Below are 20521 nucleotides of genomic sequence, written 5' to 3' on the forward strand. Positions count from 1 at the left end.
CGGCACCCCGAGACCGTCATCGGTACCGGTTGAGGACGTCACGCAGTCGGTTCTCCGGGCCCCGGACAAACAGGGCTCGGATCTCGACGAAGGGGTTGTTGCCGGGTCGGTACCTTTCGTCATCGTCCTCTTCGTACTCGTCGCGTGGATCCTCGGGCATGAGCACGAACGGTGTGCCGTCCTGGTCAGGGTGGTTCATCGGGAGTTGCGGGTTGCAGTGCCACACGGTGCCGTAGTGCCGGTTCTGCACCTCGCCGAGGTACCAGGCCGAGACTGCCACGATCGGATCCTCCTGCGCCGCGCTCACCTCCTCCCAGGTGGAGAACTGCCGCCGGAGCAGGTCTTCGAGCTGATCCAGCGACCCGGGCGTGAAGTCCCACGCCTGGCCACTCTGCTGCGTCCACCCCGGGAAGGCCGCCTCCTGCTTCGCCAGCCACGCGTTCAGCCGTGGGTTGTCGGCCCACTCCTGCTCTTCGCTCTGCCGATCGACGCTCATGGCGTTCCACCCTACGACTGTGGTGGCGCGAACGTAACGATCCCGCATCCAAAGCTATCGATCAGGTAGTGCTGGACTGCATCGGCGGCGAACTCACGCCTAGGGTGCCTGACGGCGCTGGTGACCAGATGACTACGGGGAGGCATCTGCCGCAGCGCTTCCGCTGTCTGGTCTTTCAGCCTCCCCAGACGAGGATCCAGATGAGCTACCCGACACCCAGACGTCGCCCACGCAGCCTGGCGCGAATCGCGGTGGCGGTCGCCTGCGCCAGCGTGATGACCTTCAGTGGCCTGCCTGTTCTCACCGGCGGCGTGGAGGCGGCACCGAAGGCGAAGCGCTGCGACGAGATGTACGGCGTCAGAGGCGATCCAGCGAAGCCGGGCGGACTGCCGGCGGACAGCACGATCCGTCGCGAGGCGGACTGGGACGAGTACGAGTTCGACAACCCACGGCAGGCCATGGACGGTCTGACCCTTCCCTCTGACCCGGCCGAACGCACGAAATTCCTGGACGAGATCGGCGAGGACAGCTCGCGATACAAGGAGGGCGACCCGAAGCGGGTCTACGCCACCTACAACAACAACCAGAAGAACGGCACCAGGCCGTTCGCGGGCACGTTCGACGAGTGGCTGAACGAGGTCTACATCGAGAACTACGCCCGTAACCGGCGTGGTGCCGCGTTCACCGCGAAGATCGTACGCGATCTGAACCTCGTCGGACCGGACTGGCTGTGTGAGGAGTACATCCTCGACAAGGACGGCAAGACCATCCGCAAGTACGACGCGGCCAACCACCGGACCAAGGAATTCGTCGAGTTCAAGTCCGGCGGCGCGCACGACACGAGCCAGCCGCCGAAGGACCGCGTCGTACTCAAGGACCCGAGGTACCAGGACTACAAACTGCGGTACGCCTTCGGCCAGGAGCAGGAACCGAAGACCAGGACGGCTGTGCGGAACCTGGGCGCGGACATCGGCAACGACGCGCAGGGCAGGCCAAGGGTCACCACCTACGAGCACCGTTCCACTGCAGTCGTCCGCTACACGCCTGGCCCGCACAGCAGGTACGACTCCACCCTCAACGCCAAGCCGGGCGTGAACCAGGGCTCACGCGGCGGCGGCAACGACATGATCAACCGGTCCGCGCCGAACCCGGAGACCGCGCGCCAGCAGATCGAGCGTGCCCGTCAGTTGGACACGACCGGTCAGCGCGTGCGTGGTCCCGGCGGCGTGGACTTCTCCACCCTGGAACTGCGCTTCGTGGGCGCGCCGGTCAAGGGCGAGGGCCTGGACTATTCCTTCAGCGCCAAGAAGATGCCAGATCCGGACACCAATCCCGGTGCGGGCGGCAAGGAGAAGGCGGAGCTGGTCTCCGACTCGTTCTTCACCTGGCTCGCGCTCACCCCGGACAAGTTCTGGGTGAACCTCAACCCGGACCAACCCGACAAGATCATGGACGACCGGTTCGGCGAGACCGACGCTGGCCGCGTGCTGCTCGAAGCTGACCTGGATATGAAGCACGACTTCGCCCAGACGATGAACCCCAGCACCGCCCGCGGCGCCCGCTTCTGGGACTCGCTGAGTCGGGTCGACGGACGGCCCTGCCTGCACAGCATCCGCAACTGGATCGTCCCCCAGCCGGCGCAGGTGCGGGAGCAGGACGGCGGCATCTACATCCTCGACGCGCCGCTGAAGGTCAACTCCGTTCCGCAGGAGGTCAACACGCCTGTGCCAGGCGGCACCTGCGACCTGACCAAAGCGCAGATCGAGCACAACCAGAGCCTCGTCAACACCATGATCCTCCCCGAAGTCGAAAAGAAGATCAACAACCATGCGGCGTACGCCGACCTGCGCCGGGTGTACACCTCGCGCGTCGCCGCGGAGTGGATCCGGCTGCAGGACGCGGAGAAGGCCACCGACTACCGCGCCATCATCAACAGCAACGAGGTGTCCCGATGGCCGATCCGCGGTGCGAAGTGGGACAAGAACGAAACCTGGCAGCGGTACCTGAAATCCTTCAAGGAGGGCGACTACAGCTTCGAGCGCGAGTACGGCGGCAGGGTCTACGTCTACACCGTCGGCGGCGTGGACTTCTCACAGGCACCGAAGAAGAACATCACCAAATCGGAGTTCACCACGGCGCACCCGCACCTGCCGCGCACCACGCAGACCTCCGTCAAGGCGATGACCGACGACGCCGAGACCAAGAACATCCTCTACCTCGGCGGTAACACCACCGTGAAGGCGTCCAGGGGCGGAGGCGCGACCCCCGAGCCGCCGTCCAACGACGGCGGATCGGGTGGTGGTCTGCCCATCACCGGCGACAGCCTGCCCGTCGGTCTGGTGCTCACGTTCGCTGCCGCGCTCATCGCCGTCGGCAGTGGCATGCTCTGGTGGACGCGTCGCCGTCGGCGATTCCAGAGCTAGCTGTCCCGTTCAGGTCTCCCGGCTGGGCCGGTGCCGTCTCCGGTTGCTGGTCAGCGTGTTGGCTGACCAGCAACCGGAGACCTCGGGCCCGCCCTCGACCCGGTGCCGAATCCTTCTGTCGCCGGAGGTGTCGATCCGGCGGGGCGGCGTTCCGGTCGCTGATCGCGGCCGGTCTGCTGCTCGCCTGGCGGGTCACTGGCCCTCCCAGACCGCCTTCGCCCCGGAGTCGCCGGTACGGAACACGTAGTAGACGGCGACGCCGGCGGCCACCACGGACAACACCTGCAACGCCACTGTCAGCGCAAGGGAGGGGCGCCGGTCGACGTCGCCGTCGGTCGCCCTGGGCGCGACGAACCAGACCAGTGCCAGCGCCACCACGGCCAACCCGATCGTCGCGTACAGCGTGATGTCACCGAACTCCTGATGCGCCTCAAGCTTCGGCAGGAACTCGGGAGTGACCCGGTTGGCCGCCTGCATGCGATCGAGGAAGGCGTCACCGGAGAGCTTCGTCAGCAGGGCGGCGATCGGCGCGCCCACGGCGAGCAGCCCCAACACCCAGCGGGTGTGCGGCCGGATCGGGGCGACCAACGCGTAGCCGACGGTCAGCAGGGCCAGCAGCGGCACGAACACCACGGCTGCGTGCAGCAGCAGAGGGTGGGCGGGGATGCCCATGAACTCCTCGAACATCGGCGTCTCCTCCTGATACCGGCCGGACGTCGTTCGTCCGGGCATGGACGCTATCGGTACCGCTCGGATGTGTCAGCCCCCACGATCGCCCGGCGGGGCGCGAGCCACGGCGACCTCAGGTCACCGCCGCCCGTACCCCGAGGCCGAGCAGGATCGCACCGGTCAACCGATCGAACGCGCGTCGCACCGAGGCGGTGCGGAGCAGCCGGGCGGCGGCACCGGAGACCTCGGTCCAGCCGGCGAGCCAACAGGTGTGCAGCGCGGCGTGTGCCGTGGCGAGAAGCACCATCGGCACGAGCACCGGTCGACCCGGTTCGAGGAACTGTGGTGCCAGGGTGAGGTAGATGGCGGCGGCCTTCGGGTTCAGCACGTTGCCGAGCAACCCCTGCAGGTAAGGGTGGTCCACCCGCCAGGGCAGCCTCCGGCTGGCAACCGTCGGTCGTCGTTGCGCCGTCGTGCGACGGCGTGACGCGGACCAGAGCAGCCAGAGCCCGAGCCCGACCAGGTAACCGGCCCCGACCAGCTTGACGACCCAGAACGCCTGCGACGAGCGGAGCACCAGCGCGGCCAGACCGACAGCGGCCAGGGTGGCGTGCACGTACAGCCCGGTCACCGTACCCAGGATCACCCACCAGCCCTGCCGCCGGCCGCCGCTGGCGACCCGCGAGACGACCAGGGTCAGGCTCGCGCCCGGCGTGGCGGTGATCGGCGCGACGGCGAGCATGAAGCCGAGCACCGCGACCCCGTGCACGCTCAGACCACCACCCGGTAGTGGGTGGTGAGCAGCCCGCTGTCGTCGTACACGTGGAACGCGACGCCGGGCGGCTGGGTCTGGGTGGTCAGCGGGCCGTCACCCTCCCAGGGCATCCGCAGCGTGGAGACGACACCCGGCGCGATCCGCAGTGGACGGCCCGCGAAGGTGCTCGCGGCGGCGGTGTGGAAGTGCCCGGTCAGCACGGCGACGACCTGGGGGTGGGCGGCGACGAGGTCGGCCAGGGGGTCGGCCGGCAGCAGCCGCATCGGATCGATGACCGGGTGGTGCAGCACCACCGGCGGGTGATGTAGGGCGATGAACGTCGGCGTCCCGGCCGGCACCGAACCCAGCTCGTCGACGAGCCACGCCATGGTCTCGTCGTCCAGGTGGCCCTCGTCGGCACCGGGCACCGACGAGTCGGCGAGGAGGAAGACCGCGCCGGCCACGTCGTGCCGGGCGTTGATCGGGCCGGTGCCGCCGCCGTCGTCGCCGAGCAGACCCTTGCGGTACGCGTCGCGCACGTCGTGGTTGCCGGGGCAGACCATGACCGGCAGCGGGGAGTCGAAGAGCTTCGCGGCGGTCTCGTACTCGGCCACCTCGCCGTGGTCGGCGATGTCCCCGGTGATCAGGATGGCGTCGACCGGTCGTGGCAGGGAGTGCAGGTGGTCCATGACCCGGGCGGTCCGCTCGGCCGATCGGGGGTGGCTGTCGATGTGAGTGTCGCTGAGATGTGCGATGACCAGCACGGCGCCCCCTAATGGTTCACGAACGGCGTAAGCATTAGGGAAGCTACTCTTGGCAGCATCGACAGCACAAGCCAGCACCGGAGGGACCGATGTCAGCGCAGCTCGCGCTCGCCCTGGTCAGCACGATTCGGCACGACGGCAACGGCGGCGTCGCCGACGACCTCGACGACCTCGCCGGCCTCACCGCCTGGCTGCACGAGCAGGCCGACGCACTGCGGGAGTACGTCGACGGGTTCGACGCCCACGGCGACGTCGTCGACGAACGGACCCGACTCGACGTGGTGGCGGTGCGCCGTGCCGCGCGTGGCCTGTTCGCCGTGGCGGTCCGCCCAGGCCCACCGAGCCGGGCCGACTCGGCCTCACTGCTCTCGCCGCAGGAGGCGGTCGCCCAGCTCAACCAGGCCGCCGGGGCGGTGCCGGTCCGGCCCGTGCTGAGCTGGGCGCAGGAGGGCGCACCGTCCCTCGCCTGGCACGGCGAGGCCGCCGACGCGCGGCTCGCGATCACCGCCGGCCTGGCCCGGGCCGTCATCGGCTTCCTCACCGGTCCGGCGCGCGAGGAGTTGCGCGCCTGCCCCGCACCCCGCTGCGTGCGCTACTTCGTCAAGGACCACCCACGTCAGGAGTGGTGCAAGCCCTCCTGCGGCAACCGGGCCCGGGTCGCCCGCCACTATCAGCGGCACGCCGCACCTCGATAGCTGCCACGCTCAGCTGCGGGAACGCGGCAGGCAGTCCTTCTTGTACTTGAGGCCCGACCCGCACCAGCAGACGTCGTTGCGCTCCGGAGGCCAGGCGATCCGCGCGCTGGGTCGTGCCTGCACCTCGGCCGCGTATCCCGCCCGGACCGCGGCGTCGGCCGGATCGCCGTCACGTCGACCGGCAAACGCGTTCAACCCGTCCACGGTGGCACGGAACACGGCCAACCCGGCCTGACCGGCCCCCCTCAGCCGGACCAGTTCCTTCTCCAGCCGGCCCCGGTGCGCGTCCCAGTCCGACCCGTACACCTCGCTCAGCGCGGGGTGCTCGGCGAGCAGTCGGTCGAACTCGACCCGGGGCCAGAAGAGCAGGTCGGACTCGGCGTCCCTGCGCTCGCCGGCCCGGCGCACGAGTTGGGTCTCCAGCCGGTCTGCCAGGTCGTCCTGCCGGTCGTGCGGCAGGTTCAGGTTCCGGCGTACCCGATGCCGCTGTTGCAGCAGGAAGAAGGTGACACCGGGCGCGTCCGGCGGACCGAGATCGACCACCGGGTCGATCGCGGTGCTGGCCGGCCCGGAGGCGGCGGTCGCGCGTTCGTTGAGCACCGCGTCGACCGCCTCGCTCAGCCACTGCTCGGCAATCGCCGAACGACCACCGGCATCCAGCGCCGCGCTGACGTAGGCGGGGGCGTCGGGCTGCGTGCGCAGCAACGGGCGCAGCGCTGTCAACTCTGCCATCGCCTCGTCGTCCCGACCGCCGGCGCGGAACAGCGCCCGGGCCCGCAGCGCCCGGGCGAACCCGGCCCGCGGATCGTCCCCGGACGGGTACGCCGCCAGGGCCCGCTCCGCGTAGCGCAGGGCGGCATCCGGTCGGGCCCGGATCTCGGCGATCTCGGCGGCCAGTGTCAGCGCGTCCCCGGCGTCGTCGGGATCCTCCAGTCGGCCCTGCTCCGCCGCCTCGGCGAGATCAGCGGCGACGCCGAGCGGGTTGGCCGTCCCGAGCGCCGAGCGGCGAAGTTCAGCGAGGTCAGCCTTGGTGAGTACGTCTTTCGTCGACACGATCTCACGGTACGTCCGGGTGCTCGCGGTATGCGGGCAGATCACCTGTTACGCCGCTCTCATGCCGCCCGCCGGGCGGACTACGACCACGCGCCGGCCGCAGCGGCCCGTTCGGCGTAGGTGTCGAAGTCGAGCGGGTCCCGTCCGAGAACTCGACGTACCCCGTCGGTCGGTTCGGCGAGATGGCCCGCCCGCATCCCGGCGAACAGGGCGTTCAGCCCCGTGGCCGCCTGCGCCGGATAACCCTCGGCGCGCAGTTCGGCGTGGTACTGCTCCGGAGTGAGCTCCACGTAGCGGATCGAGCGGCCGGTCACCCGCGCGATCGTGGCGACCGCCGTAGCGAAGGTGAGCGCACGGGGGCCGGACAGGTCGTACACCTGTCCGTGGTGACCGGGCGAGGTCAACAGCGTCGCCGCCACGTCGGCGACGTCCTGGGCGTCGACGAACGGCTCGGGCGTGGCCCCCATCGGCAGGGCCAGCCGACCGTCGAGCAGTGGTTGGCGAAACAGGTCCTCGCTGAAGTTCTGACTGAAGTTGTTCGCCCGGATGATCGTCCACTCGATGCCGGACTTCCGCACTGCCTCTTCCGCGGCGAGCATGCCGGGGGAGAAGTCACCGATCCGGTCGATCCCGCGCCCGGAGAGCGCCACGATCCGGCCGACACCTGAGTCGACTGCCTGCGTCACGAAGTCGGTGGCCAGCGCCGGGTCCTCCGGAGCGAGCAGATAGACAGCAGAGGCACCTGCCACGGCCGGCCGCCAGGTGTCCCGCCGCGACCAGTCGAAGCGCACCTCACCGGAGCGAGAGGCGGCCCGGGCGTGGTGACCCGCCGCCCGCAGCGTCTGGACCAGCCGGCGACCGGTCTTGCCGGTGCCGGCCATCACGAGTGTCGAAGGTGCGTTCGTCGTCATGACCACGAGTCAACGCGCCCGGTCGTTTGCGGGACATGTCCTGTCGTACGACGGGCATGTCCGATCGTCCGCGGTCCATCCTCCGCGACCTATCGTCGGAGACATGGACCCGTTCGACAATCTGCTGCGCGGTCTGCACGCCGACGGCGCGGCCTTCGGCCGGTCGGTGCTGACGCCGCCGTGGGCGCTGCGGTTCACCGACGGCGCCCCGCTGACGCTCTGTGTTCCGATGCGGGGCGAGGGCTGGATCTCCCATCCGGACAGCGACAAGCCTCGCCTGGTCCGGGTCGGCGAGGCGGCCATCGTGCGCGGGCCGGCGCCGTTCGTCTTCTCCGCCGAGCCCCGGTCGAGCTTCGAGCCCGGGGAACTGCGGGACGTCCGGCGCGGCCAGACCGGGGTCGTCGACCCGGTGGACGCGGATCACACCGACCGCCTCGTGCTGTTGGTCGGGGTGTACCACGTCCGGGGTCGGGTGCCTCAGCGGTTGCTGGGCGCGCTGCCGCCGGTGCTCGTCGTGCCGGAAGACCAGGACTGCGCCGCGCTGCGCGACTACCTGGACGCCCAACTCAACGCGGGTCGGCCCGGACGGCAGGTCGTGCTGGACCGTCTGCTGGACTGGTTGTTGGTGTGCACGGTCCGGGACTGGTTCGACCAGCCGGAGGCCGAGGCGCCCGGCTGGTACCGCGCGCTGAGCGACGACACTGTCGGTCCGGTGCTGCGCGCCATGCACGACGCGCCGGGCCGACCGTGGACCCTGGCCGACCTGGCCGCCCAGGCCGGGGTGTCCCGGTCCACACTGGCGAAACGGTTCACCGCATTGGTGGGTGAACCGCCGCTCACCTACCTGACCGACTGGCGCATGGCGGTGGCCGCCGACCTGTTGTCCGAATCAACAGCGACGGTCGCCGCCGTGGCGCGTCGCCTCGGGTACGCGGACGCGTTCGGCTTCAGCGCGGCCTTCAAACGCGTGCACGGCCTGAGCCCGAGCGGGCATCGACGGCTCACCCGGGTCGACGTCACGGCGGCGTGACCGGCACTCATCGAGGGCCCAGAGCCGGTCGACGAGTGGTCGCAAAACCAACGAACTACGGTCATCCGCCGTCAACCCGTCGTCGGTAGCGTCCGGTCGCCAGTTTCTCGACCAGATCGCACAAAAGGCGGAGTTATGGGCACGGTGGATCGGCGCACGTTCCTCAAGGCGATGGGAGTCCCCGCGATCGGCGCGGCGCTCCCGCTGGACCTCAGCAAGGCGCTCGCCATCCCGGCGAACAACCGGACGGGCACGATCAAGGACGTCGAGCACGTCATCATCCTGATGCAGGAGAACCGTTCCTTCGACCACTACTTCGGCACCATGCGCGGTGTACGCGGATTCGGTGACCCCCATCCGGCGACACTGCCGTCCGGCAAGGACGTGTGGCACCAGCCCAATGGGGCCGACGAGCTGCTGCCCTTCCGGCCCGAGGTGAAGGACCTCGGCCAGACCTTCCTGCCGGACCCGCCGCACGGCTGGAACGACGGGCACGCCGCCTGGAACGACGGCCGGTTCGACAGGTGGGTGCCGAACAAGGGCGTCACGGCGATGACCTACCACACCCGCCAGGACCTGCCGTACCACTACGCGCTCGCCGACGCCTTCACTGTCTGCGACAGTTACCACTGTTCGCTGATGGGGCCGACCGACCCGAACCGCTACCACATGTTCAGCGGCTGGGTCGGCAACGATGGCAAGGGTGGCGGTCCGGTCATCACCAACGCGGAGGCCGGCTACGACTGGTCCACCTACCCGGAGCGGCTGGAGCGCAACGGCATCTCCTGGAAGATCTACCAGGACGTCGGCACCGGCCTGAACGCCGGCGGCTCCTGGGGCTGGACGAACGACCCGTACATCGGCAACTACGGCGACAACTCGCTGCTCTACTTCCACCAGTACCAGAACGCGCAGCCCGGAACGCCGCTGGCAGACAAGGCCAAGACCGGCACCGAGATCAGGACGCAGGGCCGCGACCCGGAGGCGCTGCTGGCCGACTTCCGCGCCGACGTCGAGGCGGGACGCCTGCCCCAGGTTTCCTGGATCACCGCTCCCGAGGCGTACACCGAGCACCCGAACTGGGAGCCGGCGTACGGCTCCTGGTACATCTCGCAGGTCATCGACATCCTCGCGGCGAACCCCGAGGTGTGGAGCAAGATGGCGCTCTTCATCACGTACGACGAGGAGGGCGGCTTCTTCGACCACGTGGTCCCGCCGACCCCACCGCAGTCGCGGGAGCACGGGCAGTCCACGGTGCCCACCACCAACGAGATCTTCCCCGGCGACGCCAACCACCCGGCCGGACCCTACGGGCTCGGCCTTCGCGTACCGATGATCATCGTGTCGCCGTGGACCCGCGGCGGCTACGTGAACTCCCAGGTCTTCGACCACACCTCGCTGATCAAGTTCCTGGAGGCGCGGTTCGGACACGGCCGGCCGGACCTGATCGAGCAGAACATCACCCCGTGGCGGCGTGCCGTCGTCGGCGACCTGACCACGGCCTTCGATTTCCGACACCCGAACCGCTCACGCGAGGTCCGGCTGCCCGACACCGACGACTTCAAGCCCGAGGACCTCATCCGGCACCCCGACGAGGTGCCGGTCCCGCCGGCGGACCAGCGGCTGCCGAAGCAGGAGCACGGGGTACGACCGGCGCGCCCGATCCCGTACACCCTGCACGCCGACGGGCACCTCGCCGACGGCGCGTTCCGGATCGACTTCCGCAACTCGGGCGGGGTCGCCGCGGTCTTCCAGGTCCGCCAGGCAGGCAGCGCGGACGCCCCGCGCAGCTTCACCGTCGAGCCGGGCAAGCACCTGTCGGACACGTGGAAGGTCGAGTCCGGGTACGACCTGTCGGTGCACGGGCCGAACGGGTTCTTCCGCCGGTTCACGGGCGGCCGGTCGAACCTCGACGTCACCCCCTCGTACGACGAGCGGGACTTCAAGGTCGCCCTCACGCTCACCAACCGTGGGTCGAAGCGGGTCGAGGTAACCGTCCGGGACCTCTACAACTCCCGTCCGGTCAAGCTGTCGCTGCGGCCCGGCGAGACGGAGCGGGCGCAGTGGCCGCTCTCCCGTACCCACGGCTGGTACGACCTGACCGTCAGCGTCGCGGGTGACGCCGCCTTCGAGTACCGGTACGCGGGCCACGTCGAGAACGGCAAGGACAGCATCAGCGACCCGTCCCTCGGCGGGCTCGTCTGATCTCACGCACGCCGATGCCGTGCCGGGCGGCCGCCACGTGGCCGCCCGGCACCGGCGTGGGTTCAGTCGTCGCCGCCGCGCCCGGCGGTTGCCCACGTCCAACCAGCTTCGCAGGCCCAGGGGGAGTCGGCGTGCCGCGTCCTGGTGACGGCGGAGCAGCGCCCGGATTCTGGCCAGCAGTTCGGCGACTTCGGCAGGCTTGACCAGATAGTCCTCCGCGCCGGCAAGCGGCGGCCTGAGCGCCCGGCAAGGCGGGGGTCGCGGGCTCAGTCGGCCAGCAGCTCCCGCACCCGCGGGATCACCGTCGTGGCGTACAGCTCGATGCTGCTCATCAGGTGTTCGTGGGCCAGGGTGCCGGTGGCGTACTTGAGGTCGATGCGCTGCAGACCGAGCACCCGCACCGTCTCCGCGATCTTGCGGGCCACCGTCTCCGGCGAACCGACGTGCCAGGACCCCTCGGCGATGTCGGCTTCGAACCGGGCCCGGGTGGCCGGCGGCCAACCGCGCTCCCGGCCGATCCGGTTCAACATGTTGCGGGCGTGCGGCCAGAGCCGATCGGCCGCCTCCTTGTCGGTAGCGGCGACGAAGCCGGGCACGTGTGCGATGACCGGAAGGCGCTCGCGGCCGAACTGGTCGAGGGCACGGTGGTACAGCTCCACGTAGGGCGCGAACCGGGCCGGGTCACCACCGATCACCGCCAGGGCCAGCGGGAAACCGAGCCGGGCGGCCCGGACCACCGACTGCGGGCTGCCGCCGACGCCGACCCAGGTGCGAATCCGCCCGGACTCCGTCTTCGGGTAGACCTCCTGCTGCTTCAGCGGCGCCCGTACGCTGCCCTCCCAGGTCACCGGACCTTCGGCGAGCAGCCGGGTCATCAGCTCCAGCTTCTCCTCGAACAACTTCTCGTAGTCACCCAGGTCGTACCCGAACAGCGGGAACGACTCGGTGAACGAGCCCCGGCCCAGGGTGATCTCGGCACGGCCCTGGGAGACCGCGTCGAGGGTGGCGAAGCGCTCGAAGACCCGCACCGGATCGTCCGAGCTGAGGACGGTCACCGCGGTGCCGAGCCGGATCCGCTCGGTCCGACCGGCGATAGCGGCGAGCACGATCTCCGGGGCGGAGATCGCGAAGTCGTCGCGGTGGTGCTCACCGAGGCCGATGGCGTCCACGCCGAGCCGGTCCGCGAGGACCGCCTGCTCGACGACGTTGCGGATCACCTGCGCGTACGGCAACGGTCTGCCCTTCGCGTCGACTGTGACATCCCCGAAGCTGTCCAGCCCGAACTCCACCTCGGTGGCCACGTCCATCCTCCTCGTCACGATGCGCCCGCCGCATCCGTTCTCCGCTGCTTCCGGCACTTCAACCCCGATCCCGCGGACCCGAATTCCCCGACCTGGGCGTGGTGAACAGCACGTCGGCCGAACCCGGCACACACCGTCACCGGTCAGCGCCGGACCGTCCGCCGCTGGTCGGCGGCTACCGCAGGTACGCGAGCATCCCCGGGCGGCTTCCCGGCAGGCCGTACTCCTCGACCAGCATGCTGACGTTGCCGAACTCCTGCCCGTCGATCAGCCACGGCTGCGTCGAGCGGCCCAGCACCTCGGCGAGCCGCCGCTGCCGGGGCGTCAACGCCGCGACCGGTGCCGCCATCGGCGCGGGACCGTCCGGGAAGGCGAGGCGCAGCGCGGCACCCAGCACCGTCAACGACCGGTCACCGCTGACGACGGGCAGCCGGTCGAGCAACGCGTCGAAGGCCCGGTCGCTGTGCCGCGGGCCGAGCTGCCGCAGGGCCAGGCCCGCGTAGCCGCCGAGGTCGCCGTCGAGGAACGGCACCCACCCCTCGGGCAGGGGTGTCGGCACCTCGTCCCGGCTCGGATCGGCCGCGTGGTCGGGGGCGGCGATGCCGTCGGGCGGGGCCGCCGCCCAGCTCAGCAGCTCCTCGACGGTCGCCGGGTCGGCCGCCGCGCCGAGGACACGGGCCCGCCCGATCGCGGCGCCCCACCGCACAACCGGGCGCGGATCGGCCAACCAGCGGACGTCCGGCGCCGCGCCGAGCAGCCCCGACGCCACCAGCATCGTCGCCACCTCGCCGGACGCCACCTCGGCGCCAGGCTTCCCGGCGGCGTCGATCGCGGCAGCCAGCGCGGGCACGCTGCCGGTGGCCTCCTCCGGAAACCAGGCCACTGTGTACGCCGCGCCCGTCCGCACGCCCGGGTCGTTGTGGTGCAGCAGGGTGCGCAACAGCGCCACCCCGGCGCGCACCGCGTCGTAGACCGACAGTTCGATGTACGCCCACAGCCGACTCTGCTCCGCAGCGGTGAGCGACTCGACGTAGGTGTACTCGACGTACTCCTTCGCCGACTCGTCCGGGCCGGTCCACGGTGGCGGCTTCGCGGCGAGCAGCTCACGCCCACCCTCGGCGGCCCGGCGGTGTTCGGCAACCGGGAAACCGTCGGGGAGGACACCCTCGTCGAAGCCGACCGCCAGGGCGCCCAGCAGCCCGAGCACCGCCGCCGGATCCGGGGTGGCCGCATCGGCGAGCAGTTCCAGCAGGAACGGCACCGCGTACGCGCTCGCCTCGAACCGGCCGCCCTGGTGGAAGACGTTGGTGTACAGCTCGCCCAGCGCCTCGTCTCGGACGGCCGGGTCGGGCGAAGCGAGGGCGCGCAGCTGGTCGGGCACGTCGTCGGCCGCCCCGTACGCGTGGCCGAGCCGCGCCCAGTCGATGTCGTCGAGTCCGTCGAGCACGCCCCATGCTCTCCCGACTCCTGACCGTCCGGTGCGGCGGGCCGGTCAGAACTCCTCGTACACCGCCGGGTCCTGGTCCGCGAGTCGCCCGTCCGGGCGGCCCAGCGCGGTGATGGCCGCGACCTCCGCGTCGGTGAGCGTGATCCCGAAGACGTCCAGGTTCTCGGCCTGCCGCTGCGGGGAGGCGGCCTTGGGCAGCGGGATCACCTGACGGGCCACGTGCCAGGCGAGGATGGCCTGCGCCGGGCTGACGCCGTGCGCCGCAGCGATCTCCCCGATCACCGGATGCTGTCGCAGGTCGTTGCCGTGGCCGAGCGGGCTCCACCCCTGCACCAGGATGCCGTGCTCCCGGTGGTAGTCGAGCGCCTCCTGCTGCGGGAAGTACGGGTGCACCTCGATCTGGTTGACCACCGGGGCGACACCGGTCTCGCCCACCAGCCGCTCGATGTGCTCGGGCAGGAAGTTGGACAGACCGATGTGCCGTACCAGCCCGCGTTCGCGGGCCTCGATCAGCGCTTGCCACGCCTGCACGTACCTGTCGACCTTCGGGTTCGGCCAGTGGATCAGGTACAGGTCGATCCGGTCGAGGCCGGTGCGGAACACACTCTCCTCGACGGTGGTCAGCGCCTCGTCGTAGCTGTGGTGCCGCCCCGGCAGCTTCGAGGTGACGATCAGCTCGTCCCGTACGTCGCCCGCCGACCGCACGGCCCGACCGACAGCGCCCTCGTTCTCGTAGTTGAATGCCGAGTCGAGCAACCGGTAACCCGCCCGGATCGCCTGACCGATCGCGTCGACACCCGCCGAGCCGTTCAGTTGGTAGGTGCCGAGCCCGATCGCCGGCAACGTGGTGCCGTCGGCGGCCGTCAGATGCGGAATCGTCATGATCGGAACCCTACCCGCGCGAGCCGTCCCACAGGCGTGTCCTGCGCCCGGACGGCCCCTCAGGCGGACCCGTCACCAGCGGGGGCGTCCCGGATGGCGAGTGCCGCCTGGACGAGCGCGGCGTGGGTCAGCGTCTGCGGGTAGTTGCCGAGGTGGGCACCCGTCGCCGGGTCCACCTCCTCGGCGTAGAGGCCGAGCGGGCTGGCGTGGTCGACCATGGCCCGGAACATGTCGACGGCCTCGCGGCGACGCCCGGTGCGGGCAAGGCCCTGAACGAGCCAGAACGAGCACGGCAGGAACGCGCCCTCGGTGCCGGGTAGGCCGTCACGTCCGGGCGGGTAGCGGTAGAGCAGAGGGCCGCCGGCGGACAACCTGTCCCGCACGGCGTCGACGGTGCCCCGCACCCGGGGTGACTCGGCCCGGTCCATGTCCAGCAACGGCAGGACGAGCACCGCCGCGTCGAGATCGGCGGAGCCGTACCCCCGGACGTAGCTGTCCGCTCTCGCGTCGAAGCCGCGCGTCCGGACCTCGGCGGCGATCGCATCACGGGCGTGCTGCCAGCGCCGACGCTGACGCTCCCGCAGGTGGTGCGTGTCGGCGATGGCCAGGGCGCGGTCCAGCGCGAGCCAGCCCATGAGCTTGGAATGGACGTGCTGGCCGGGCTCCCGTACCTCCCAGATGCCGGCATCGGGTTCCTGCCAACAGGCGGCGACCACGTCGGCGAAGCCGCGCACCGCCCGCCACGTCTCTGCGTCCAGGCGATGCCCGGCCGCAGCGAACGCCCAGGCGGCGTCGATCACCCAGCCGTAGCCGTCGAGCTGGTGTTGACCGGCCGCACCGTTGCCCATCCGCACCGGACGGCTGTTTAGATAGCCGGGCCAACCAGGCAGTTCTCGTTCCGCTGGCACATGCCGGCCGTGCACGGTGAGCAGCGCCGGCAGGCGTGGCCGTTGCAACCGGCTGGCGTGCAGCAGCCACGCGAGGAAACCGCGGGCCTCGTCGGCCTTACCCACACTGAGGAAGGCGCTGACGCCGATGCTGGCGTCCCGGGGCCAGACATAGCGGTAGTCCCAGTTGCGTCCGCCGCCGGGATCCTCGGGCAACGACGTGGTCGGTGCGGCCACCGGCGCTCCCGACGGCGAATAGGTCAGCAGCCGCATGGTGAGCAGGCTTCGGGCGACGTGTTCCCGGAACGGCAGCCGCTCGTCGATCTCCGCGGTCCAGGCCCGCCACCGGGCCTCGTCCTCGACGAGCAGGTCCCAGGCGGCCTCCGGCTCGACGTGGATCAGCGGTTCGCGGTGGGCCACGGCCAGGACGAGGGTGACCGGACGGCCCGGCCGGACCGTGACCGAGGCGGGCCGACCCGGTTCAATTCTGAACGGGGGCGTGCTGTCCAGCGCGACCGCGAGCGCCCCCCACTCACACACGAGGCCCTGGCGCCGGTGGTGGATACGCGGCCGGCGGTGCCGTACGCCGAGGCGGGGATCGAACTCCACCACCGCGTCGACCGCCGCCTGCTCGGCCGACAACCGTCGCACGATCAGTGTCGTCGGCAGCAGCCGACCGCTGACCTCGGCCACCATCGCCTCGGTGAGGCGCAGCCGACCGCCGCCCACTGCCCAGGTGGTCTCCACTGTGGCGGTGTGCTGCCGGTACCGTCGCTCGACGACGGTGGTCGGCCCGGCCGGGCCGACCCGGAACGTGCCAGCTTCCGGGCCCCCGACCAGCCGACCGAACAGCGGATCGCCGTCGAAACGTGGTACACACAGCCAGTCCATCGCGCCGTCACTGGCCACCAGGGCGGCGGTGCGCGTGTCGCCGATCAGCCCGTAGTCGCTGATCGGTGGCCCGTCGGTCATGCAGATCGCTCCGTGCCGGGCCGCCTGGACGAGCGGTGGGTCACGCGGGTCACCTGGCCTGCAGGAGCAACCCGAGGAAGGCCCCGTAGACGACGTGGACGACAACCGTGACCAGCGGGGTCTGGATGCCGTAGTTGACGGCGAACAACCCGGGCGGCTCCAACACCGCAGTGCTGGCCGGCCCCGCCCGTTGCGACGCCATCCGCGGGTGGACACCAGGAAGCAGCGGCAGAATCACCGTCAGCGCGATCCCGACGTGCACGACCCCCAACACCGCCCCGAGCCACCACGTGGAACGGTGCAACAGCGCGAACGCGGCCGCGTAACCGAGCGCGAAACCCTGACCAATGCAGAGATGCAGGAAGAACCCGACGACCCGCGCCCGGTCCGGGTCCCCGGTGACGAAGGCCCCGAGCACCAGGGGAAGGTCGAGCCGGGTGAGACCGGCCAGTTGAGCAGTGATCATCGCCGCGGTGAGCGCCGCGGTGGCGACCAACCCGAACAACGCCCATCCGGCCCAGTCCATCTCAGCGGTTGTCGACGCCGCGGGCGTTGTCGGTCATCGGTCCACCCTCCGGCTGAACAACGTGAAACCCCACGGCCCTGGGCCGCCCACCCGGCGCCCGATTTCTCACCATAGGTCACTGGACCGGTCGGGCTGACCTCCTCGCCCAGACATCCCTTGACCAGTTGACCCCGTGTGGCGAGTGCCCCTTCGCACCTGTCGTGCCGCCGAGCCCACCGGTCGTCACCCGAGGTCGTCTCCGATGGCCGTTTCGTAGACAGTCTCGACCGGTCGGATCACCTTGACCATCGACGCGAGGTATTCCCGCGTCTCCGGGTCCGTGGAGTAGACGATCGTGCCCCGCATCCCGCGGGTCAGCAGAACCTTGTAGGTGTTGCGAATCAGCAAGTCGGCTTCGGTGTCGCTGACCAATTTGCGACTGCGAAACGCCGGGTCCTTCGACTCCTCGCGTCGAGTCACCAGCCGGCCATCCCGCGCCACCAGATCCGGTCCGATGATGACGCCCGACCAGGTGTACTCGAAACCCTGCGCGGTGTAGACGCAGCCCACCTGGCCAAAGCCGTCCGGGTCAGTGGCCCAGAACGCGCTACCTGGCGCCTCGCCGACGCTGCGGTCGCTCTTGACGTTCCAGGGCCTCGACCAGTCGCCGATCTGTACGTCCGGCACCAGGCTGTCGTCCGCTCGCGGGTCGCTCCACGGCCAGCAGTAGCCGGCGGACATGCGCGCCGTGAGACCGGCTGCCTGCCTCCCGGCGAGGAAGGTCTCCAACTCCTGCGGCGACTCGGCGAGGCGCAGGTCGACCCTCCCGTCGCCGGTCCAGACCGACGGCTCGCCGCCGTCGAGCCCGAGCAGATCAACGACCCACTGCTCGTACGCCTCGCTGCCGCCGCAGCGGAACTGAGTGTGTAGAGACACCACCTCGACGTCAAGGTTGAGCTGCTTCGCGTACGACGAGATGACCTCCACGTTGCCCAACTCACCCGGCTTGACTACCTGGTGCTCATCGAGCAGGAAGACCGGCACCCGAGCAGCGGCGATAAGCTCGTCGATCTGCGACCGAGCCTTCTCCCGCTTGACTTTCGGCGTGAACCGGTTGACGGAGGTTTCCCGGATGCGGTGCGCCTCGTCGCAGATCAAGACGTCCAGACCGTTGCGCTCGGCGGACATGAAGCTGTTGAAGTAGCTGAACAGGTTCTTGATCCGGGTCGAGCCTTTGCCTGCGTACCGGCGCAACGTCTGGGTGAACGACCGCGAGCCGGTCGCGTGCATGACGGACCGGTTCTGGCGTGCCAACTCACCGAGCACCGACAACGCGATCACGCTCTTGCCGCTCCCCGGTCCGCCCGATACGACAACGACCGATTTCCGATCCGCCGATCGGGCGCGCTCCACGGCGTGCAGCACCAACTCGTAAGCCACACGCTGCTGATCCAGCAGCGTGAAGTGCGACCGGCTCTGCAGTTCCTGTGCGGCGTACCTGAGCAGATGACGACTGGGGCGAACGGAACTGGTGAGGAACCGGTCTGCGGCCCCGGTACCTGATGTCGGGGCGAGATGGGTGCGCAGGTAGTCGATGAACTGGCCGCGCCGCTGCTTGGTGAAGATGCGGCTCTGCTCGGTTGATCCGCGATCGAACAGGTCACTGATGTCTCGGTCGACCGCGTTGTGCAGGTATGCCACCCCACGGATCCGGTTCCGCTCCGTGGTGAGGACGCCGAGAAAGTCCGTCAGGTACTGGCAGTACAGCTCGACTTGGACGCCAGGGTGGAGCCGTGGGCCACGTGCGTGTTCCACCGCCACGAGGTCGCCGGAGCCCTCGTAGGACTCGGCGTAGGACCACTGCTTCAACTCCACGACAACGTAGGAGTCGTCGGCGGTCCTCGGGTCCACACCGGCGAGAACCACGTCGACCCGCTTGCTGGTCAGCGGCAACTGGTACTCGACGAGTATCTCGACCTGGCTCAGGCCGGCATCGGCGAGATCCTGGCCTAGCACCTCAAGGCTGCGCGACCAGGCACGGCGTTCCGCCGGACTCACGTTTCGGCCGATCTGCTCCGCGATCCGGTCCGCGAGAGTTCCGTTAGCGACCAGGCGCAGCAGACCATCGGCGGACGTACGAAACGCTGACAACTCTTGCCCCCGGGCAGCACGAAGTGATCGTGCGCATGGGGGGCGTATCCGACACTCGCCGGAAGCCCGTCGTGACGCGCTCCTACGTGGTGGACTGTAACGAATAGATCAACTCGGCGCCATGCCGACGCTGCCTGCGGCTACCGCTTCGAGGCTGAACCGCGAGCCAGGTCAACGGGGTAGCGACGAGCCGAATCCTGAAGCTTGGTCAGAGCCGCCTCCACTAGATCGACGTCGAGTACATCGGCGAGCCGGGTCAGGTAGATCATGACGTCGCCGATCTCGGCTCTCACCCGTTTGCCGGCGTCCGGGTCAGACATGACCGCCGCAGACTGCTCGGGCGTGAGCCACTGGAACTCGGCAATCAGCTCACCAACTTCACCAGCGAGTGCCATGGCCAAGTTCTTGGGCGTGTGGAACTGTTGCCAGTCCCGTTCTTCCGCGAATTGCCGTACGCGGCTCGTCAGGTCGTCCATGGCCTGAGCATGGCAGGCCTGCGAGCCAGCGGCGGCAGCCCCATTGCTGTCCCTCCGCTACTGGCGATGCCGGCGGACCGACTGCGAGTGGACGCGGTCGTCGGCAACTCCGGTGACCAATTCAGAGGTGAGATGGTCAGCGGCGGGCCCGCCGTCGGATTCCTCAAGAATCTCGGACTGTCTATTCCGTGCGAATGTGACAGGTCGATGCGAGAGCCCGAGTTGCTGAAGGAATTATGTACGGAACCAATTGCTAGGTGCCGTCGGGGGTCACAACGAAATGATGACCGGCTGGATCTGGACGTTCTTTTTCAGCTGCTGCGGCGAGGGGATTGGCGTGCTGATGCTGACGGACGTGTTGTAGCCGTAGATGACGACCCCGTCGAGGTGGTTCGCGCCCGGCCAGTTCGACTCCAGGCGGACCGCCATCTGGGTGGGGAAGTTGGTCACCTCCTCGGCGCACGACCGGATCAGGACGACGCTCGGGGTGGCGGTCAGGTGGGTGGCCAGCATTCGGGCCAGCTTCTTGTACGTCCAGCCCCAGTCCTTGGCACCGGCTTCGGCGTCGCCGATTTCCTCGTCGTTGCCGTGCGCGCGGATGCACAGCGGCTCGCCCGCCTGCACCCCGGCCAGGTAGGTGGCCAGTTGCCGGTCCGCCTCGGCCTGCGTGAGCCCGGCGTCGATGGGTAGGAGGGCACCCCACGCGTCCGCGCCCGATTCGGGAGCCTCAGACTGACCGCGTGTCTTCGGATCCTGCGTCGCCACGATGAACATGACATTCTCCTTTAGGAATGGTCGCCTGTTTCAGCGAAACCGCCGAAGGCAGATTAGCGTGGTGGTCGAAGAAGTGCCCTGTCAGCTATCCGGCTCGCATTTAACTCTGTCGGTGGTCGGACAAAA

18 protein-coding genes and 1 pseudogene are annotated in these 20521 nt (G+C 69.6%); 4 read left to right on the top strand and 15 right to left on the bottom strand.

All coding sequences use genetic code 11. The features are described from left to right. Positions 1 to 16: 16 nt before the first annotated feature. Positions 17 to 496 carry a hypothetical protein gene (locus AB0C03_RS29070; protein ID WP_357640229.1) on the bottom strand — a complete coding sequence of 160 codons (480 nt, stop codon included), beginning with the start codon at positions 494 to 496 and terminating at the stop codon, positions 17 to 19. 68 nt (positions 497 to 564) lie between these two features. On the opposite strand from AB0C03_RS29070, the gene AB0C03_RS29075 reads away from it, so the two are divergent. Further along, on the top strand, positions 565 to 2919 hold the full coding sequence (locus AB0C03_RS29075; RefSeq protein ID WP_357640232.1) for a hypothetical protein: 2355 nt from the start codon (positions 565 to 567) through the stop codon (positions 2917 to 2919). Between the two features lie 192 nt (positions 2920 to 3111). On the opposite strand, the gene AB0C03_RS29080 is transcribed toward AB0C03_RS29075, so the two are convergent. The 3 genes from AB0C03_RS29080 to AB0C03_RS29090 form a co-directional block, all read right to left on the bottom strand. Beyond that, entirely contained in the window at positions 3112 to 3606 is a 495-nt protein-coding gene (locus AB0C03_RS29080; protein WP_357640235.1) for a DUF2231 domain-containing protein, read from the bottom strand. Positions 3607 to 3721: 115 nt separating this feature from the next. Continuing rightward, complete coding sequence (locus AB0C03_RS29085; protein ID WP_357640238.1) at positions 3722 to 4357, bottom strand: LysE family translocator; 636 nt, start codon at positions 4355 to 4357, stop codon at positions 3722 to 3724. Positions 4358 to 4359: 2 nt separating this feature from the next. Continuing rightward, a complete protein-coding gene (locus AB0C03_RS29090; RefSeq protein ID WP_357640241.1) occupies positions 4360 to 5106 on the bottom strand; it encodes a metallophosphoesterase in 747 nt (248 codons plus the stop codon). A gap of 89 nt (positions 5107 to 5195) precedes the next feature. Between AB0C03_RS29090 and AB0C03_RS29095 the strand changes: the two genes are divergently transcribed. Then, entirely contained in the window at positions 5196 to 5801 is a 606-nt protein-coding gene (locus tag AB0C03_RS29095; protein WP_357640244.1) for a CGNR zinc finger domain-containing protein, read from the top strand. 9 nt (positions 5802 to 5810) lie between these two features. Here AB0C03_RS29095 and AB0C03_RS29100 read toward each other — a convergent pair whose 3' ends face one another. Both AB0C03_RS29100 and AB0C03_RS29105 read right to left on the bottom strand, forming a co-directional pair. Beyond that, positions 5811 to 6854, bottom strand: coding sequence for an SEC-C metal-binding domain-containing protein (locus AB0C03_RS29100; protein ID WP_357640247.1), 1044 nt, complete (start codon positions 6852 to 6854; stop codon positions 5811 to 5813). Between the two features lie 80 nt (positions 6855 to 6934). Next, positions 6935 to 7765, bottom strand: coding sequence for an NmrA family NAD(P)-binding protein (locus AB0C03_RS29105; RefSeq protein ID WP_030337140.1), 831 nt, complete (start codon positions 7763 to 7765; stop codon positions 6935 to 6937). 103 nt (positions 7766 to 7868) lie between these two features. Here AB0C03_RS29105 and AB0C03_RS29110 point away from each other — a divergent pair, with 103 nt between their 5' ends. Both AB0C03_RS29110 and AB0C03_RS29115 read left to right on the top strand, forming a co-directional pair. Then, positions 7869 to 8795, top strand: a complete 927-nt coding sequence (locus tag AB0C03_RS29110) for an AraC family transcriptional regulator (RefSeq protein ID WP_030337139.1) — start codon at positions 7869 to 7871, stop codon at positions 8793 to 8795. 135 nt (positions 8796 to 8930) lie between these two features. Continuing rightward, positions 8931 to 11000 carry a phosphocholine-specific phospholipase C gene (locus tag AB0C03_RS29115; RefSeq protein ID WP_210864407.1) on the top strand — a complete coding sequence of 690 codons (2070 nt, stop codon included), beginning with the start codon at positions 8931 to 8933 and terminating at the stop codon, positions 10998 to 11000. Positions 11001 to 11147: 147 nt separating this feature from the next. On the opposite strand, the pseudogene AB0C03_RS32375 reads toward AB0C03_RS29115, so the two are convergent. From AB0C03_RS32375 to AB0C03_RS29155, 9 genes and pseudogenes are all read right to left on the bottom strand, one after another. Next, positions 11148 to 11225, bottom strand: a pseudogene (locus AB0C03_RS32375) (DNA-binding response regulator); the annotation flags it as partial. 41 nt (positions 11226 to 11266) lie between these two features. Then, positions 11267 to 12301: an LLM class flavin-dependent oxidoreductase gene (locus AB0C03_RS29120; protein WP_357640252.1), complete on the bottom strand. Its 1035-nt coding sequence runs from the start codon at positions 12299 to 12301 to the stop codon at positions 11267 to 11269. Between the two features lie 175 nt (positions 12302 to 12476). Then, positions 12477 to 13748: a hypothetical protein gene (locus AB0C03_RS29125; protein ID WP_357640255.1), complete on the bottom strand. Its 1272-nt coding sequence runs from the start codon at positions 13746 to 13748 to the stop codon at positions 12477 to 12479. 45 nt (positions 13749 to 13793) lie between these two features. Further along, positions 13794 to 14630 (bottom strand): aldo/keto reductase, encoded by an 837-nt coding sequence (locus AB0C03_RS29130; RefSeq protein WP_357640258.1) that lies wholly within the window; start codon positions 14628 to 14630, stop codon positions 13794 to 13796. Between the two features lie 59 nt (positions 14631 to 14689). Then, positions 14690 to 16489: a glycoside hydrolase family 15 protein gene (locus tag AB0C03_RS29135; protein WP_357640261.1), complete on the bottom strand. Its 1800-nt coding sequence runs from the start codon at positions 16487 to 16489 to the stop codon at positions 14690 to 14692. Between the two features lie 49 nt (positions 16490 to 16538). Next, on the bottom strand, positions 16539 to 17015 hold the full coding sequence (locus AB0C03_RS29140) for a hypothetical protein (protein ID WP_030337128.1): 477 nt from the start codon (positions 17013 to 17015) through the stop codon (positions 16539 to 16541). 222 nt (positions 17016 to 17237) lie between these two features. After that, positions 17238 to 19010 carry a DNA/RNA helicase domain-containing protein gene (locus tag AB0C03_RS29145; RefSeq protein ID WP_357640265.1) on the bottom strand — a complete coding sequence of 591 codons (1773 nt, stop codon included), beginning with the start codon at positions 19008 to 19010 and terminating at the stop codon, positions 17238 to 17240. Positions 19011 to 19285: 275 nt separating this feature from the next. Continuing rightward, positions 19286 to 19621, bottom strand: a complete 336-nt coding sequence (locus AB0C03_RS29150) for a nucleotide pyrophosphohydrolase (protein WP_030337126.1) — start codon at positions 19619 to 19621, stop codon at positions 19286 to 19288. 270 nt (positions 19622 to 19891) lie between these two features. After that, the gene (locus AB0C03_RS29155) at positions 19892 to 20395 is read right to left on the bottom strand and encodes a hypothetical protein (RefSeq protein ID WP_030337125.1); all 504 of its coding nucleotides are present in this window, start codon (positions 20393 to 20395) and stop codon (positions 19892 to 19894) included. Positions 20396 to 20521 lie beyond the last annotated feature (126 nt).

It is taken from the genome of Micromonospora parva, assembly GCF_040649675.1.
Lineage (GTDB): Bacteria > Actinomycetota > Actinomycetes > Mycobacteriales > Micromonosporaceae > Micromonospora > Micromonospora parva.